This window comes from Xenorhabdus koppenhoeferi (assembly GCF_900116635.1).
Classification (GTDB): domain Bacteria; phylum Pseudomonadota; class Gammaproteobacteria; order Enterobacterales; family Enterobacteriaceae; genus Xenorhabdus; species Xenorhabdus koppenhoeferi.
This window is the reverse complement of record NZ_FPBJ01000004.1, coordinates 19,146-36,174: the sequence shown is the minus strand read 5'-3', so window position 1 is coordinate 36,174 and position 17,029 is coordinate 19,146. Positions and strand designations below refer to the sequence as shown.

General features: G+C 43.7%; 12 protein-coding genes and 1 riboswitch. All 12 genes read left to right on the top strand.

Features of this window, described 5'->3' with window-relative positions:
• Positions 1 to 51 precede the first annotated feature (51 nt).
• Positions 52 to 156, bottom strand: a riboswitch (TPP riboswitch).
• A 116-nt stretch (positions 157 to 272) separates the two neighbouring features.
• The 12 genes from rppH to recD all read left to right on the top strand — a co-directional run bounded on the left by rppH (position 273) and on the right by recD (position 17,024).
• Positions 273 to 803, top strand: coding sequence for an RNA pyrophosphohydrolase (rppH, locus tag BM329_RS02135; protein WP_092548207.1), 531 nt, complete (start codon positions 273 to 275; stop codon positions 801 to 803).
• Positions 804 to 813: 10 nt separating this feature from the next.
• A complete protein-coding gene (locus tag BM329_RS14625) occupies positions 814 to 963 on the top strand; it encodes a hypothetical protein (protein WP_177216164.1) in 150 nt (49 codons plus the stop codon).
• A 154-nt stretch (positions 964 to 1,117) separates the two neighbouring features.
• A complete protein-coding gene (gene lgt / locus BM329_RS02130; protein ID WP_092548204.1) occupies positions 1,118 to 2,008 on the top strand; it encodes a prolipoprotein diacylglyceryl transferase in 891 nt (296 codons plus the stop codon).
• A complete protein-coding gene (gene thyA, locus BM329_RS02125) occupies positions 2,005 to 2,799 on the top strand; it encodes a thymidylate synthase (protein WP_092548201.1) in 795 nt (264 codons plus the stop codon). Before lgt ends, thyA begins: the two co-directional genes overlap by 4 nt.
• Positions 2,800 to 2,946: 147 nt before the next feature.
• On the top strand, positions 2,947 to 3,624 hold the full coding sequence (locus BM329_RS02120; protein WP_245758989.1) for a prepilin peptidase-dependent protein: 678 nt from the start codon (positions 2,947 to 2,949) through the stop codon (positions 3,622 to 3,624).
• Positions 3,621 to 4,232, top strand: coding sequence for a prepilin peptidase-dependent protein (locus BM329_RS02115; RefSeq protein WP_092548198.1), 612 nt, complete (start codon positions 3,621 to 3,623; stop codon positions 4,230 to 4,232). The genes BM329_RS02120 and BM329_RS02115 overlap by 4 nt, the downstream gene beginning before the upstream one ends.
• 5 nt (positions 4,233 to 4,237) lie before the next feature.
• Positions 4,238 to 4,723, top strand: coding sequence for a YgdB family protein (locus BM329_RS02110; RefSeq protein ID WP_092548195.1), 486 nt, complete (start codon positions 4,238 to 4,240; stop codon positions 4,721 to 4,723).
• Positions 4,720 to 5,103, top strand: a complete 384-nt coding sequence (locus tag BM329_RS02105) for a prepilin-type N-terminal cleavage/methylation domain-containing protein (RefSeq protein ID WP_092548192.1) — start codon at positions 4,720 to 4,722, stop codon at positions 5,101 to 5,103. Before BM329_RS02110 ends, BM329_RS02105 begins: the two co-directional genes overlap by 4 nt.
• Positions 5,096 to 8,503 (top strand): exodeoxyribonuclease V subunit gamma, encoded by a 3,408-nt coding sequence (recC, locus tag BM329_RS02100; protein WP_092548189.1) that lies wholly within the window; start codon positions 5,096 to 5,098, stop codon positions 8,501 to 8,503. The genes BM329_RS02105 and recC overlap by 8 nt, the downstream gene beginning before the upstream one ends.
• A 51-nt stretch (positions 8,504 to 8,554) precedes the next feature.
• Positions 8,555 to 11,443, top strand: a complete 2,889-nt coding sequence (ptrA, locus tag BM329_RS02095; RefSeq protein WP_092548186.1) for a pitrilysin — start codon at positions 8,555 to 8,557, stop codon at positions 11,441 to 11,443.
• A complete protein-coding gene (recB, locus tag BM329_RS02090) occupies positions 11,440 to 15,141 on the top strand; it encodes an exodeoxyribonuclease V subunit beta (RefSeq protein ID WP_092548183.1) in 3,702 nt (1,233 codons plus the stop codon). The genes ptrA and recB overlap by 4 nt, the downstream gene beginning before the upstream one ends.
• Positions 15,138 to 17,024: an exodeoxyribonuclease V subunit alpha gene (recD, locus tag BM329_RS02085; RefSeq protein ID WP_092548180.1), complete on the top strand. Its 1,887-nt coding sequence runs from the start codon at positions 15,138 to 15,140 to the stop codon at positions 17,022 to 17,024. The genes recB and recD overlap by 4 nt, the downstream gene beginning before the upstream one ends.
• Positions 17,025 to 17,029 lie beyond the last annotated feature (5 nt).

Below are 17,029 nucleotides of genomic sequence, written 5' to 3'. Positions count from 1 at the left end.
GATTGGCAAAGGATCTGAGAAGGAGCTAAATGAAAATTACTTATTTTAATCAATTAGTAGCATCCCAAATCCCTACGCCGATACTAATCGGTTCAGGTTCGACGGGTTTGTTCTCAGCAGCAATATTTTGTAACAACTGCACCCCGTTGAGATGGACTTATTGTAGAGACTTCGGCCGGATCTGCAAAGTCCAATCATAGAGGTTTACCGCTTGAGATGAGTGTGAAACAATTAGTTATCTTTTCAAATTCGTTTTATCGAGAGGTAGTCTGGTGATCGATGATGATGGCTACCGCCCGAATGTAGGAATTGTAATTTGTAATCGCCAAGGGCAAGTTCTATGGGCCCGCCGCTATGGGCAGCATTCTTGGCAGTTTCCTCAGGGGGGGATAAACCCAGGGGAATCACCAGAGCAAGCAATGTATCGCGAGTTGTTTGAAGAAGTTGGTTTAAATCGCAGAGATGTCCGGGTTCTTGCCTCGACCCGGAGTTGGTTGCGTTACAAATTACCCAAGCGTTTGGTGCGTTGGGATACAAAGCCCGTCTGTATTGGGCAAAAGCAACGTTGGTTTTTATTACAGTTGTTGTGTAATGAAGCTGATATTAATGTGCAGCGCAGTAATACGCCGGAGTTTGATGGCTGGCGTTGGGTTAGTTACTGGTATCCTGTCCGGCAAGTGGTTTCTTTTAAACGGGATGTATATCGCCGCGTAATGAAAGAATTCTCTTCCATTGTGATGCCAATGCAGGAACCTGCTTTACAGCTCTATTCGCCTTATTTATATCGTCGCAGAAGAAATTAGGTAACAGTTTATGCTCATGCGCTTACGAGAAATTGTTGAAAAGGTTGCGATGGCAGCCAATTTATCTGAAGCGCTTGAGCTACTGGTCAATGAAACCTGTCTGGCAATGCAGCTTGCTGTTATTCTTGCACTTAGTCAGCTTATGCCCGACGGGTTTTAAGATGTAATGCAGCCAACAACGCAGTAGTTTGAAAGATGAAGAGAATAGTTGCCTATGCAATTATTTGTCTTAATTTATTCAAGCAATATAATTCATTCGCAACAGATGATTTATTCACAATAGCATTCACACAACATATTTTTAGTGGGGAACGATGAGCACTAGCTATCTGGCATTTCCTAACATTGACCCTGTCATGTTTTCAATCGGGCCCGTATCTCTCCACTGGTACGGTTTTATGTATCTGATTGGTTTTGTTTTTGCCATGTGGTTGGCAAATCGCCGTGCGGCACAACCGAACAGTGGCTGGAACAAAGTCGAAGTCGAGAACTTATTATATTCAGGGTTTGTCGGGGTTTTCGTTGGCGGACGTCTTGGCTATGTCCTGTTCTATAATCTTCCAATGTTCCTTGATAATCCCCTTTATCTGTTCAAGATTTGGGACGGAGGCATGTCTTTCCACGGTGGGCTGGTAGGGGTTATCTGTGCCATGTGGTGGTTTTCACGCCGTACGAAACGTCACTTTTTACAGACTGCTGATTTTGTCGCTCCGTTGGTTCCCTTTGGTTTGGGAATGGGGCGTATCGGTAACTTTATCAATGGGGAGTTGTGGGGTCGTGTTACGCTTGATACACCTTGGGCGGTGTTGTTCCCGAGTTCCCGCAGCGAAGATATTGCATTGGCTACAACCAACCCTTCTTTATGGTCGATTCTGGAGAAATATGGTGTCTTGCCCCGCCACCCGTCCCAGCTATATGAGATGGTACTTGAAGGCATCGTGTTGTTTATCATTCTTAACTTATTTATCCGTAAATCGCGCCCGATGGGGAGCGTTTCGGGGTTATTCCTGACTGGATACGGTGCATTCCGCATAATAGTAGAATTTTTCCGTCAGCCTGATGCCCAGCTCGGGCTGTTTGAAGGAATTAGTATGGGGCAACTACTTTCCATTCCTATGATTTTAGCGGGAATATTTATGATGGTATGGGCATATAAATGCCCCCGCAACAAAACTCGAAATGACAAGATACAAGAGGCAAAATGAAACAGTATCTGGATTTAATGAAAAAAGTGCTGGAAGAAGGCACTGCAAAAGATGACCGTACGGGGACGGGAACGCTTTCTATCTTTGGTCATCAGATGCGTTTCAATTTGCAAGAAGGTTTCCCATTGGTAACAACTAAGCGGTGTCATCTGCGCTCTATCATTCATGAGCTGCTTTGGTTTTTGAATGGCGATACCAATATCAAGTATTTGCATGATAATGGCGTGAGCATCTGGAATGAATGGGCCGATGAAAATGGAGATTTGGGACCTGTTTATGGTAAACAATGGCGCGCCTGGGGTTCTGCGGATGGTTGCCAAATCGATCAATTGACCCAAGTCCTTGAGCAGTTAAGAAGTGATCCTGATTCACGCCGGATTATTGTTTCTGCGTGGAATGTTGGGGAATTGGATAAAATGGCGTTGGCACCGTGCCATGCGTTTTTCCAGTTCTATGTAGCAGATGGCAAACTTTCCTGCCAGCTTTATCAACGTTCCTGCGATGTGTTTTTAGGATTGCCCTTCAATATCGCAAGTTATGCTTTGTTGGTACATATGATGGCTCAGCAGTGTGATCTTGAAGTGGGTGATTTTGTTTGGACAGGGGGTGACACCCATCTTTACAGCAATCACTTGGAACAGACTCATCTTCAGTTGAGCCGTGAGCCGCGAGCATTGCCTAAACTGATTATTAAACGCAAGCCAGATTCACTGTTTGATTATCGTTTCGAAAACTTTGAGATTGTGGATTATGACCCGTATCCGGGCATCAAAGCCCCAGTTGCGATCTAAGATCCATAATAGGTTCAAAATTCAATATCAAATTGTTAAAAATTGTTAAAGAGCGGGTTTTACCTGCTCTTTTTACATCTGTCGCTAACAGTTATCAATATTAAAAATTAGCTTCCTGTCATTTTTGCGTGCCGCTGCGCAAATAAAATGAAAAAGTCATTTCATCACTATTTTTTTCTGAAAACGCTTCGCATAACTCAATTAGTTGTCTTTTCATTTTTCTATGAATTGAAGATATTTGCTGCAAGAAAAAGTAAGCATGAACCAGAAAAAAATAAAATTGATATGGAAATAATGTGTTATCACAATAAAGCGCTCAGCAATACTGTAATCAGCAATGAAGCATCAGGATTTACATTATTGGAATTATTGATAGCGATGTTTATCATTTCCATTAGCCTGTCTTGGGGAGTGTATCATTGGGAGAAATATCAGAACCGATTACATTTGCAATCAACAGTGAACAACGTGCTGTCTTTTATGGAAAGGCAACAGGCTCAGGCAAACTATCTGAATCAGGATCGCACATTATGGTTAATGAACGGGCAGTCTTGGTGTTTGGTATCTTCTATCACTCAGATATCTGACTGTGATGAAGGTGATGGAGCACGAGTTTATTCTCCTTATGATGATGTGCTTTTAGTATCATCTACGACGAATCGCATTGATTTTTATGGTGTCAGGAACACTGCCATGCCAGCCAGTTTTATATTGGCAAATTCTGCCGGAGAAATTAGCGTGATAATTTCAGGGCGGGGGAGGATCAGAACATGCAGCGATACTATTAGCCAGCTTCCTCATTGTGAAGGAATAAAAAAACCATGATGCCAGCCATTTTCTGTTTTAAGCAAAAACAGACGGGGTTTTCTTTATTGGAAGTTTTGGTGGCAATGCTAATCGGTAGTGTGATTTTGGTTGCCATGACGAAAACTTACCCAGTTTTATCAGGGCAAATTCTCGACCTCTACCGAAAGTATAGGTTGCATTATTTGGTAACTAGAACTGCCTATTTGATAGAAAAGGATATCAGGCGAGCAGGGTATTGCCGGGATAGAAAACAGTGTGAAGGAGAACCACTGATAATTAAAAATAAAAATACAGAATCCATTAATTCCTGCATTATTGTTGCTTTTGATCTTAATTTAAATAATCGATGGGAAAAACCCGAACAGATTGAATCTGAGTTTTTTGGTTATCGATTAAATAACCGTGCTCTTGAATGGAAAAGAGGTGCGGGTGATTGCCAGGAAAATGGTTGGGAAAGGTTGTTTGATCCCAGAGAAATTGTGATTGATACCTTTCATCTTGAAAAATTACAGGTAAAAAGAGGGCTGGTTTTCATTAGCTTGTCCATTAACGCTCATTGGCTTAAATCTCCATCCATTGTGCATCGCCATCAAACGACAATCCGGCTGCGCAATATCAGGGAGTGAAGAAAATGGCAGGAACTGATAATAAAAAACAGATAGTAAATAAGCAGCAGGGAAATATCTTGTTAGTCTCGATAATTATGCTGTTGGCATTGAGTTTAATGATGTTGAAATCACTCCATTATCAACAAGAAAATGCGATGTTTATGATGATGGATGAACAAAACTATTTGAATGCCTTTTGGCGGGCTGAATCATCATTAACATGGGGAAAAGTGCAATCATGGCGGAGCAATCAACAAGGCATTGATGGTTGGTTTTGTTTGCAACAACCTGAATTTCATCTGAAAAGTTGTCTCAGGCGTTATTCTGGCACACTTTTTCTGCTAAAAGGTATAGCCCAATTTGCAGCAGAGGAAAATCTTGAACTTTATCAATGGATGAAACAGATGAAACACTCAAGTCAGGATACACTTACTCCTATGGAACTGGTTCCTGTTGAAAGTGGTTGGTTGGATTTTTGTCCTGTTTCTCAGGTCGAATTTTGCTTATGAAAATGCGCCATCAATCCGGCCGACAAGAAGGCATGAGTTTGCCAGAAGTCATGGTGGCATCTGTTGTATTTGCCATCTCTTTGCTGGGATTAATGCGTTACCACCAAGCATTATCAGCAAATTTTCAGCAATACTGGGGGCAGCTTAAGGCCGTGCGATATGCCCATGATCAGTTGGAACAATATGAACGTTTGGAAGGACAGGGGGAATTCGGGGAAACAGGAGGAAAAACGGCATCAGAGCAGAAATGGAAGATGGAATTTCAACGAGAGTTTCGCTCTTTTGGCTGCTATCAGGTAACAGTTAAGTTGACAGTACATTACAATAAACCAAGTAAATTAGAGCGCTGGTTTTGTGCAAGTGGGAGCATTGATGTTTAGAGTTTATCATTCAAATCAACTTGATGTACTTAAAGAGTTGATGGTGAGCCTGATCGGGGATGAGCCTCTTTCTAACCCATTTGACAAAGAAGTAATTTTAGTTCAAAGCCCGGGCATGTCTCAGTGGTTACAGATTCAACTGGCGGAGAAGCTGGGTATTGCTGCGAACATAGAATTCCCACTTCCTGCAACCTTTATCTGGCAGATGTTCACGCGAGTATTGATTGATGTGCCCAAAGATGGTGCTTTCAGTAAGGACGCCATGAAATGGAAATTAATGACGCTGTTGCCTGCTTTATTAACTGAGCCGGAGTTTGTTGCGCTTAGCCATTATCTTGATCAGGACATCGATAAACGCAAGATTCATCAATTGGCTGGTCGGGTTGCGGATTTGTTCGACCAATATTTGGTTTATCGTCCGCAATGGCTAGAAAGTTGGGGTAATGGCCAATTAATTGATGGTTTGAACAGCAATCAATTGTGGCAGAAAAGATTGTGGTCTGAACTGACAGAATATACTCGCCAGCTACAGCAACCCTTGTGGCATCGTGCTAATTTATACCAGCGATTTATCACAACTTTGGAGAAAGGCAATTTTCCATTGGAAAATTTGCCGCCGCGTATTTTTATCTGCGGAATTTCTACCCTGCCTCCCGCTTATCTGCAACTATTTAAGACGTTAGGAAAATATATTGATATTCATCTTATGTTTACTAACCCGTGCCAATATTATTGGGGAGATATTCAAAGTTATACATTTCTCTCCAGATTAAACAGCCGTAAGCCAAAACATTATAAAAGCAGCAAATTGCTGGAGAGATTCAAAGAACCAGAAAATGCGTCATCGCTCTTTAATGAAGACGGTGAGCAGAGCCTAAACAACCCATTATTGGCATCCTGGGGAAAATTGGGGAGAGATAATCTCTATCTGCTGTCACAATTAGAGCCAGATTCTGATATTCATGCTTTTGTTGAATTGGAGTCTGAATGTGTTTTGCATCAAATCCAGCGGGATATTCTCAATCTTGAAGATCATGCCCAGATAGGAACGACGGAAAATACGTTCAAAAATAGTCTGAAAAAACGCTCGTTTGATAGTGCGGATCGTTCGTTGACTTTTCATTCATGCCATAGTCCGCAAAGAGAGATAGAAGTATTGCAGGATCAGCTCCTGCGTTTGTTGGATGATGATCCCTCTCTGATGCCGCGGGACATTATTGTAATGATGGCGGATATTGATAACTATGCGCCTTATATTCAGGCTGTTTTTGGCAATGCACCTGAGGAGCGCTATATCCCCTTTGCTATTTCTGACCGTAAAGTTCGTCAGGCGCATCCTGTTTTACAAGCATTCATTACCTTGCTCGATTTGCCACAGAGTCGATTTACGGCTGAACAAGTTCTGGCATTGTTGGAAGTGCCTGCTTTAGCCAGCAAATTTTCTATTCACGAAGAGGGATTGCGTTTACTGCGGCGCTGGGTGAAAGAATCAGGTATTTGTTGGGGGCTGGATGATAGCAACATTGAAGCATTGTCTTTGCCCGCCACGGGACAAAATACTTGGCATTTTGGACTGACACGCATGTTACTGGGTTATGCGATGGACAGTCAGGCAGGGCCGTGGAATGACGTATTGCCTTATGATGAATCCAGTGGTCTTGCTGCCGAATTAGTCGGTCAATTGGCTGAATTTTTAATGGAATTGAACCATTGGCGCAAGATTCTGGGTGAAGAGCAGAAATTGGCGGATTGGCTGGCAGTGTACCCACAATTACTGGAAACTTTTTTCGCGTTGGATGATGAAACTGAACTGGTATTGGCACTCATTACCCAACAATGGCAAAAAGTGATTGATAATGGCCTGAATGCACATTACGAAGAAAATGTTCCTTTGGTATTGTTGCGTGATGAATTGGCGTTTCGTTTTGATGACGAGAAGATAAGTCAGCGTTTTCTGGCGGGTTCTCTGAATTTTTGTACTCTGATGCCGATGCGTTCTATTCCTTTTAAGGTTGTTTGCCTGTTGGGAATGAATGACGGAGTTTATCCACGCACTATTCCACCACTTGGGTTTGATCTTATGGCGGAAAAAACGCAACGGGGAGATCGCAAACGACGTGATGATGACCGCTATCTTTTTTTGGAGGCGTTGGTTTCGGCGGAGCAATTCCTTTATATCAGCTACATCGGTAAATCGATTCGAGATGATACTGAGTGCAATCCATCTGTATTAGTCAATGAACTACTGGATTATGTTTGCCAGAGTTTTTGCCACGCAGGTGATGAAATGCTGAATGTTGATGATAGTGCCAGAAATGTCAGACAACATTTGCTTTCACAGCATACCCGTGTTCCTTTTGCGACAGAAAATTTCCTTCCTGATCATTACTCACAAAGTTATGCGGCAGAGTGGTTGCCTGCGGCAACTCAGCAAGGCATTTCTGTAACTGATTTTTGCCAGCCAGTGGCGTTTGACCGCAGCGAAATAAAAGAGGTTTCTCTGGATGAATTAGTCCGCTTTTATCGCCATCCTGTCAGGGCATTTTTCCAGCAACGTCTAAAGGTACATTTTGTCATCGAAGAGACGGAGTTACCTGAAGAAGAACCTTTTGTACTGGATAACCTGAAACGTTATCAATTCAACCAACTGCTTCTGAGTATTTTGATAGAAAAAGAGCATCCTGAATCTTTGTTTCATCATCTTCGCGCATCGGGTGGCTTACCACATGGCGCGTTTGCTCAAGTTTACTGGAAGGCTCAACTGGAAACCATGCAGCCATTGGCAGATAAGGTTCGCGGGGAGCTAACCGCATCTTCTTCCATTGATTTATATGCGGAATTAGACAGTGTGATATTGACCGGAAAAATTCATCAGGTGCAGCCTGATGGAATTTTATGTTGGCGTCCGGCGAACTTAACAGCCAATGATGGTATCCAATTATGGATTGAACATCTTGCTTATTGTCTCTCAGGTGGTACCAGCGAAAGTCGCATGTATGGGACGGGAGGAAAAGAGGGTAAAAAAGGTACAGAGTGTCGTTTTTCACCGCTAAGGCAGGATGAAGCGAAAAAATACCTGAATCAGATAATAGAAGGATATTTCCAGGGAATGTCCGAACCTCTTCCCTTGTTTTGCCGAAGTGGCTGGGCATGGCTGGAAGGTTGCTTCAATAAGGAAAGTCAGCAAATCGATTTCAGTGAGGAAATCCAACAAAATGCTGAAAATAAATTGCTGGAGCAATGGCTGGGAACAAATGACAGGAAAGGGGAAAGCAGTGATCACTATATACAGCGCGCTTTCCGGCACGTTGATCAATCACTTTTGGAGCGTATAAAGCGCGAAACTCAGAGTTATTTGTTGCCGATGGTTTGCTATTCAAATGGCTCGTTATTCAAATAGTTATTTATTTAAATGGCTTTTTATTCAAGTAAATAGGGAGAATATTAGGTTATGCCTAAATATATTATCCGCATCATGACGATGCTCTTTTTGCTCCTTTGTGGGGTAACGGCTCATGCCCAATCACAGTGGCAACTGTTGCCGGATACGATCAACAAAAGTGATCGTGATCCCCGCCAATATAAAGCCATTCAATTGCAAAATGGCATGACAGTTTTATTGGTATCAGATGCAAAAGCCATTAAATCATTGGCTGCTGTTGCGATTCCAGTAGGTCATATGGAAAACCCGGACAGTCAGCTTGGTTTGGCTCATTATCTTGAGCACATGGTATTAATGGGTTCCAATCGTTACCCTGACGCCGGCGGATTTACTGAGTTTCTGCAAAAACACGGGGGAAGTCATAACGCCAGTACGAATGCCAACCGTACGGCATTCTATCTGGAAGTTGAAAACGACTCTCTGGCAGAAGCGACTGATCGTCTGGCTGATGCACTTGCTGAACCTTTGCTGGACCCTGTGAATGCAGATCGTGAACGCCACGCTGTTGATAATGAAATGACTATTGCCCGGGCAGGTGAAGGACATCGCATCTGGCAAATTCGCTCTGAGACTATCAATCCGGTTCATCCTAATGCCCGTTTTGCGGGTGGAAATCTGGAAACATTAAGCGATAAACCTGAAAGTAAATTGCAGACAGCATTAATCGATTTTTACCAGCGTTATTACTCTGCTAATTTAATGAAAGGAGTGGTGTATGGTAAACAATCAATAAACGAATTAGCTCAGATCGCTGCGGAAACTTTTGGCCGTATCCCGAATCGTCATGCTTCTGTACCAGCTATCACGGTTCCGGCTGTTACGGATAAAGAAGAAGGCGTGATTATCCATTATGTGCCTGCTCAGCCTCATAAGGCATTGCGGCTGGAATTTAGCATAGCCGATAACAGTGCAGATTTTCGCAGTAAAACAGATGAATATATCGGATACTTGATTGGTAATAATAATAGTCAAAATACCTTATCTGGTTGGTTACTGAAGCAAGGGTTAATCGAAAGTATCGACGCTGGGGCAAACCCCAAAACTGATGGTAACTCCGGTACATTTAATATTCATGTTTCGCTAACTGATAAGGGGCTTGAACAGCGCGATCAAGTCATTGCCGCCATTTTTTCTTACATTAACCTGCTAAAAAAACAGGGCATCAATAAAAGTTATTTCGATGAAATGACAAACGTCTTTAATTTGTCGTTCCAGTATGCGTCAATCGTGCGGAATATGAACTATATTGAAGGGGTATCCGATGCCATGTTGCAATTGCCCATTTCCCATGTGCTGGATGCAGGTTATGTTGCAGATACCTTCAATCCAAAAGCGATAGCTAGCCGTTTGGATGAGTTAACGCCTGAAAATGCGCGCATCTGGTTTATCAGCCCAACAGAGCCACATAATAAAGAAGCCTACTTTGTGCAGGCTCCGTATCAAGTCAATAAAATTACGCCAACACAATTGGCTGAATGGAAAAAACTTGCACAAGGGGATTTATTCTCTTTGCCAGAGTTGAATCCCTATATTCCTGATGATTTATCCTTGGTGAAAACATCGGGTAGCCAAAAAAAACCTAAAATGATTTTGGAAAAGCCAAATGTTCGCTTGCTGTATATGCCAAGCCAATATTTTTCAGATGAACCGAAGGGAAGTATCATATTGGAGATGCGTAATCCTGATGGCATGAAGAACATTAAGGATCAGCTTGCAGATACGTTGTTTGTCTATTTATCTAGGGCCGCCCTTGATCGGCTGAATTATCGGGCGTCTGTAGCGGGAATGGGGGTCTCAACAGATTATGCTGAGGGTTTGAGAATCCAAGTAGATGGTTTTACACAACATTTACCAGAATTGTTAACTTCCGCCATAGAGCAGTACATCTCATTTATGCCAACTCAGGAGAAACTGGAGCAGGCGAAATCATGGTATCGGGAACAAATTGAAGTTGCCAATAACAGCAAAGCCTTCCAAATGGCCGCGCGACCCATTTCTCAACTTGCGAATGTGCCTTACTTCGAACAGTCTGAAAAACTGAAAGTGCTGGATACCATTACTCTTGACGATATTGTGAAATATCGTCAGAAAATGATCCAACATGCAGCTTTACAGGCTATGGTCTTCGGTAATTTCACTGAGCAGCAGAGTATTAACATCATTGAAGCCGCACAGAAGCAGCTCGCCAATCAAGGGACGGTGTGGTGGACTGGCGAACACATTGTTATTGACCGTAATTATGCGGTTAATTTCAAAAAAATGGCGAGCAGCACGGATAACGCTCTGGCAGAAATCTATATTCCAACGGGGTATGACCGTATCACGGGATATGTTTACTCCAATGTGTTGAGTAGCATTTTGTCACCGTGGTTCTTTGATCAATTGAGGACGACAGAACAGCTTGGCTATATGGTTTCGGCCTCTAACTCAGGGATCGGTGAACAACTTGGACTGGGTTTTCTTGTGCAAAGTAACAGCAAACAACCTGATTACCTGCATCAACGCTACCAAAACTTCTATCAGCAGGCGGATAAAAAGCTTAAAGCGATGTCTGATGCTGAGTTTGAACAATATAAAAAATCGCTGCTAACAGAAATGCGTGAACCACCGCAAACCTTCTATTCAGAAGTGGCGCGCTATGAGGGAGACTTTGGACGCAATAACTTTAAATTTGATAAACGTGAGAAAGTCATAGCAGCGATGGAGAAAACCACCAAAGCACAGGTTATTGCATTTTATGAAAAAGCAGTGATTAAACGTCAGGGATTGGCGCTGATTTCCCAAATTACCGGGAAAAAAGGTTCGGCTCATCAATATGCGGAATTGAAAGGCTGGAAAACTTACAAATATGTGTCAGATTTCCAAAAACAATTACCGGTTAAGGTGAATGCTCAGTGAGCAAAGAAATACCGAGTAATGAAAGACTGAACCATTTGGTTCAGTCTCATAAACTTAATCCGTTAACACTGCCGCTGTATGGTCAGCGGCTGATCGAGGCTTCAGCAGGTACGGGCAAGACTTACACGATAGGCTTGCTCTATCTCCGTTTGTTACTGGGATTGGGTGGCTCTGCTGCCTTTTCCCGACCGCTGAATGTTGAAGAGATTCTGGTTGTCACTTTTACGAAAGCGGCAACAGATGAATTGCGTGGACGTATCCGTGAAAATATCCATCAGCTTCGTTTGGCCTGCATACGGGAAAAAATTGCGGTTAGCGATCCCACTTATCGGCAATTGCTGGATGAAATTCCAGACAGAGAAAGTGCGGCTAATTGGTTGTTGATTGCTGAACGCCAGATGGATGAAGCTGCGATTTATACCATACATGGTTTTTGTCAGCGAATGCTGGTGAATAATGCATTTGAGTCCGGTGTACTGTTCGAGCAAACGTTGATTCAGGATGAAAGCCAGCTACGCAAACAAGGCTGCGCCGATTTCTGGCGGCGACACTGTTATCCTCTGCCATTGCCGATAGCAGGGGAGGTAAGCAAAATATGGAGTGGGCCGGAAGCATTGCTGAAAGATATCTCTGATTATTTGTACGGAGATGTGCCGTATATTGTCAACGCGCCTGACAGCAATGAAACACTGTTTAGCCGCCATCAAAAAATCATTGAGAAAATTGATTCAGTAAAGTGTCAGTGGAATGAAGTGGCATCGGGTTTACATGATTTGATAGCAAACTCTGATGTTGATAAACGTAGTTATACCAAAAAAAATCTACCTAATTGGCTAAATAAAGTTTCTGAATGGGCTAAATTACTCACTGAAGACTATCAGCTTCCTAAAGAATTGGATAAATTTTGCCAGTCACGTTTAATAGAAAAAACTAAAAAAGGTGAAGCCCCACAGCATCTGCTGTTTGAGGCTATCGATGATTTATACCAGCATCCGCTGACATTGAAAGATATCATCATTGCTAAAGCGATTATTGAAGTTCGACAGTCTGTTCAGCAAGAAAAGTTGATGCGTGGCCATATGGGGTTTGATGATCTATTGACCCGTCTGGATAGCGCCCTGCGGCATGAAAGTGGTGAGCAGCTTGCACAAGCCATCCGGCAACATTATCCCGTCGCAATGATTGATGAATTTCAGGATACTGACCCTCAGCAATATCGCATCTTTCAGGCCATATATCGTTGCGAGCCAGAAAGCCTGATATCAAAAAACCAGATATCAGAAAACCAGCCATCAGAAAATGGACTCTTGTTCATTGGTGATCCTAAGCAAGCTATTTATGCATTCCGTGGTGCGGATATTTTTACCTATATTCGCGCGCGTTCCAATGTGAGTGCCCATTACACATTGGAAACTAACTGGCGTTCTTCTGTGTCTATGGTACAGGCTGTCAATAAACTGTTTGCCCGCACAGAACACCCATTTTTGTTTGAACAGATCCCATTTGTTAATGTGAAAGCCGCAGAGAAAAATCATGGGCTGAAATTCACCTTACATGATGAAGAACAGGCTGCATTGCGATTTTGGTTACAATCCGGTGAGGGTGTTTCCAAAAGAGAATATGAACAGAACATGGCCCGGTTGTGTGCTGCCCAAATTCGGGATTGGTTACAGGCTGGGCAAGATGGTAAGGCATTGCTGCATCAGGCAGAAAAAAGCCGCCCGGTGGTGGCGTCGGATATTACAGTGTTGGTTCGTGATCGTCGGGAAGCATCGTTGATCCGTCAAGAATTAAACACACTTAAAATACCGTCAGTCTTCCTTTCTAATCGGGAAAGTGTGTTTGATACGCCCGAAGCTAAAGATTTGCTTTGGCTATTGCAGGCGGTATTGGCACCGGAAAAGGCCCGAGAACTGAGAAGCGCGTTAGCCAGTAGTTTATTTGGTATGAGTGCGCAGCAAATCGATCAACTCAATCATGATGAAATTACATGGGATCGTTTGGTTGATGAATTTGATGGTTATGCCCGCATCTGGCGTTCCCGTGGTGTATTGCCGATGCTGCGGGCTGTCATGGTGAAATATCAGATAGCGGAAAACGTGCTGGCCGGGGATGATGGGAAGCGTCGGCTTACTGATATTATGCACATTGGTGAGTTATTGCAGGAAGCATCGCAGCAACTGGACAGTGAACATGCCGCTGCCCGCTGGCTGGCGCAACAAATTTCACGCCCTAACCCACAATCAGAAAACCAGCAACTACGACTGGAAAGTGATCGGCATCTGGTGCAGATCTGTACTATTCATAAGTCTAAAGGGCTGGAATATCCATTGGTTTGTTTACCTTTTATTTGTGGTTACAGGAAGCAGAAGCAGGCTGTTTATCATGATCGCCATAATTTTGAGGCTCACCTCAATATTTCCCATGACGATGAAACGTTGAAAGAAGCCCTAGAACTGGCTGATGAAGAACGCTTGGCGGAAGATTTACGTTTGCTCTATGTTGCCTTAACGCGGTCGGTTTATCACTGTAGCGTTGGTGTGGCTCCGCTTATCAAAGGGAGCAGGGGGAAAGCGGGGGATACTGATTTGCACCTGTCTGCCCTTGGATATGTGTTGCAAAAGGGCGAGAAAGGCGATGCGGAACTTCTGGCAGGCAGTTTAGATGAACTGTCTGATAATAATATAGAGATTAAGCGGGTAGAGGAGACTGCGGATGCACAATGGTGTTCACAAAGTGAAAATCATTTGTCTCTGGAGGCCAGAAGATTTCAACGTTCCATTCGGGATGATTGGCGGGTAACGAGTTATTCAGGTTTACAATATTCAGCTTCTCGCGCTGTTTCTCCGGTTACTTTTGATAATCGTGCCGGTGCACTTGGCGAGTCTGTGGATGTGATTGTGCAATCCATTTCGCCGAAACTGGATATTGATGCCCGTGGTGAGAAACAGGAAGAACAATCTTTGCAAATGACGCCGCACACTTTTCCGCGTGGGGCATCAGCGGGAACGTTTCTGCATAGTATTTTGGAAAATGTAGATTTTGGTAATCCGCCTGATCAGGCATCGTTGGCAGAAAAGCTGACGGCATCAGGTTTTGATGGAAATTGGGCTTTGGTATTGGCGCCGTGGGTAGACGATATTTTTAGAGCAAAGTTGAATGAGCAAGGAATGCAACTGGCTGATATTCCCCGTCAGCAACAGCAAAGTGAAATGCAGTTTTATTTACCCGTGGATAAGTTATTACATTCAAAGGAGATGGACGCGCTGACACGCCGTTATGATCCCTTGTCAGCACAGTGTGCGCCGTTGGCCTTTCATCAGGTAAAGGGGATGTTAAAGGGGTTTATTGATTTGGTTTTTTGCTGGCAGGGTAAATTTTATGTGGTGGACTACAAATCAAATTGGTTGGGAGAAAGTAGTCAGTCATATACGCAGGAAGCGATGGCGAAAGCCATGATAGAACATCGCTATGATTTACAGTATCAGCTCTATACGTTGGCCTTGCATCGTTATTTGCGTCATCGGTTAGCCAGTTATGATTATCGGAATCATTTTGGTGGAGTCATATATTTGTTTTTGCGTGGTATTGATAAAGATAACCCCGGGCATGGTATTTATCACTATTTGCCGCCTTTTGAATTTATTGACGAATTGGATACCCTTTTCAGCGCTGCGGATGAGGAACAAAGCGTATGAATTCAATGAAGTCACTATTGCAACAAGCCGTAAGTCAAAAATTATTGCGTCCACTGGATGTGCAGTTTGCTTATGCGATGATTGAAGATGAAAACCCGCTGTTGTTGCTGATTACAGCTCTGTTGAGTGCTGAATCGGGGGCAGGGCATGTCTGCTTGCCTCTGGAACGTATTGCACCAAAATATTTATTTGAGGGTCGGCAACCTGAGTTAGCGGCTTCACTTTGGTCTTTGGCAGGTGAGCCGGATCAGGCACAAATTGTTGCAGCTTTGCAGATATGTCAGGCAGTAAGTCGGGGCGACTGTCCGACACCGATGGTTCTTTCTCATCAAGGAAATGCGGATTACAGCTTGTATTTACAACGCATGTGGCAAAGTGAGCGGCGTGTGGCGGATTTCTTTGCGTCTGTTGAGTTGACTGATGCACTTGATGAAATTCAAACCCGTCGTATTTTGGATGAGCTTTTTGGTGTCACAGCCGAAGGGGAAATAGATTGGCAAAAAGTTGCAGCCGCGGTTGCTGTGACGAGCCGTATTTCAGTTATCTCCGGTGGTCCGGGAACCGGAAAAACCACTACCGTGGCTAAGTTGCTGGTCACCCTGATAAAGCTGCATGAAGGACAGCAATTAAGCATTCAACTGGCTGCACCAACGGGCAAAGCAGCGGCCAGGTTGACTGAATCGCTCAGGGATGCGGTAAAGAAACTTGTGTTGACGCCGGAACAGTGGCGCAGCATTCCTGAGCAGGCGCAAACTATTCACCGTTTACTGGGTGCTCAACCAGATAGCCAAAAACTGCGTTATGGCCGCGATAATCCTCTCTCCCTTGATATTTTGATTATTGATGAAGCTTCAATGGTGGATTTGCCGATGATGGCACATTTGATTGATGCTTTGCCGCCACAGGTAAAAGTGATTTTCTTGGGGGATAAAGACCAGTTAGCGTCGGTTGAAGCTGGTGCCCTCTTGGGGGATATCTGCCGCTTTGCAGAACAGGGGTACAGCACTAAACGTGCAGAACAGTTGGGGCGATTAACCGGATGTCAGTTAACGTCTTATTCTGTACCTGATTCAGACAACAAAGTTTCCGCAGTGCGGGATTGTTTATGTCTGCTGCGCAAAAGTTATCGCTTCAATTCGGCTTCTGGCATTGGGCAGTTGGCATCGGCTGTTAATCAGGGAGATCATAAAGGGGTCTCGGTGATGCTGAATAACGCTTTTCCTGATGTTTCTTTCAATCCGCTTTCAATAGATGAAGATTACCAGCGTTTGCTGACTGAAACAGCTTCTGGCTACTATCAATATCTGGCGATGGTGAATGAAGGGGCATCAGAGAAAGCAATTTTGACGGAGTTTAAGCGTTTTCGGTTATTGTGTGGATTAAGAGAAGGGCCGTTTGGCGTTGTTGGGCTGAATCAGCGACTGGAGCAATTATTGCACAGAAAAGGTGTTATCACTTTATCTAATAATGTGGAAAACCGTGGCTATGCAGGGCGTCCGGTCATGATATTGCGTAATGACAGTACGCTTGGGCTGTTTAACGGAGATATCGGGATTATGCTCAGAAATCAGGATAATGAACTGAAGGCTTACTTTCAGTTATCTGACGGGCAGATTAAAGGGTTTCAGCCAAGTCGCTTGCCTCAGCATGAAACTGCGTATGTGATGACTGTGCATAAATCTCAGGGGTCAGAATTTGAACATACCGCATTGGTATTACCGACTCAATACTCGCCGATAGTCAGTCGGGAATTGGTGTATACCGCGCTGACCCGGGCGCGGGAAAAGTTGACCATTTATGCTCACCGACCTGTTTTGGACAAGGCGGTTGCCACAACAACCCAGCGCCGGAGCGGGTTGGCAACATGGTTAAACCCGCAGTGAATAAG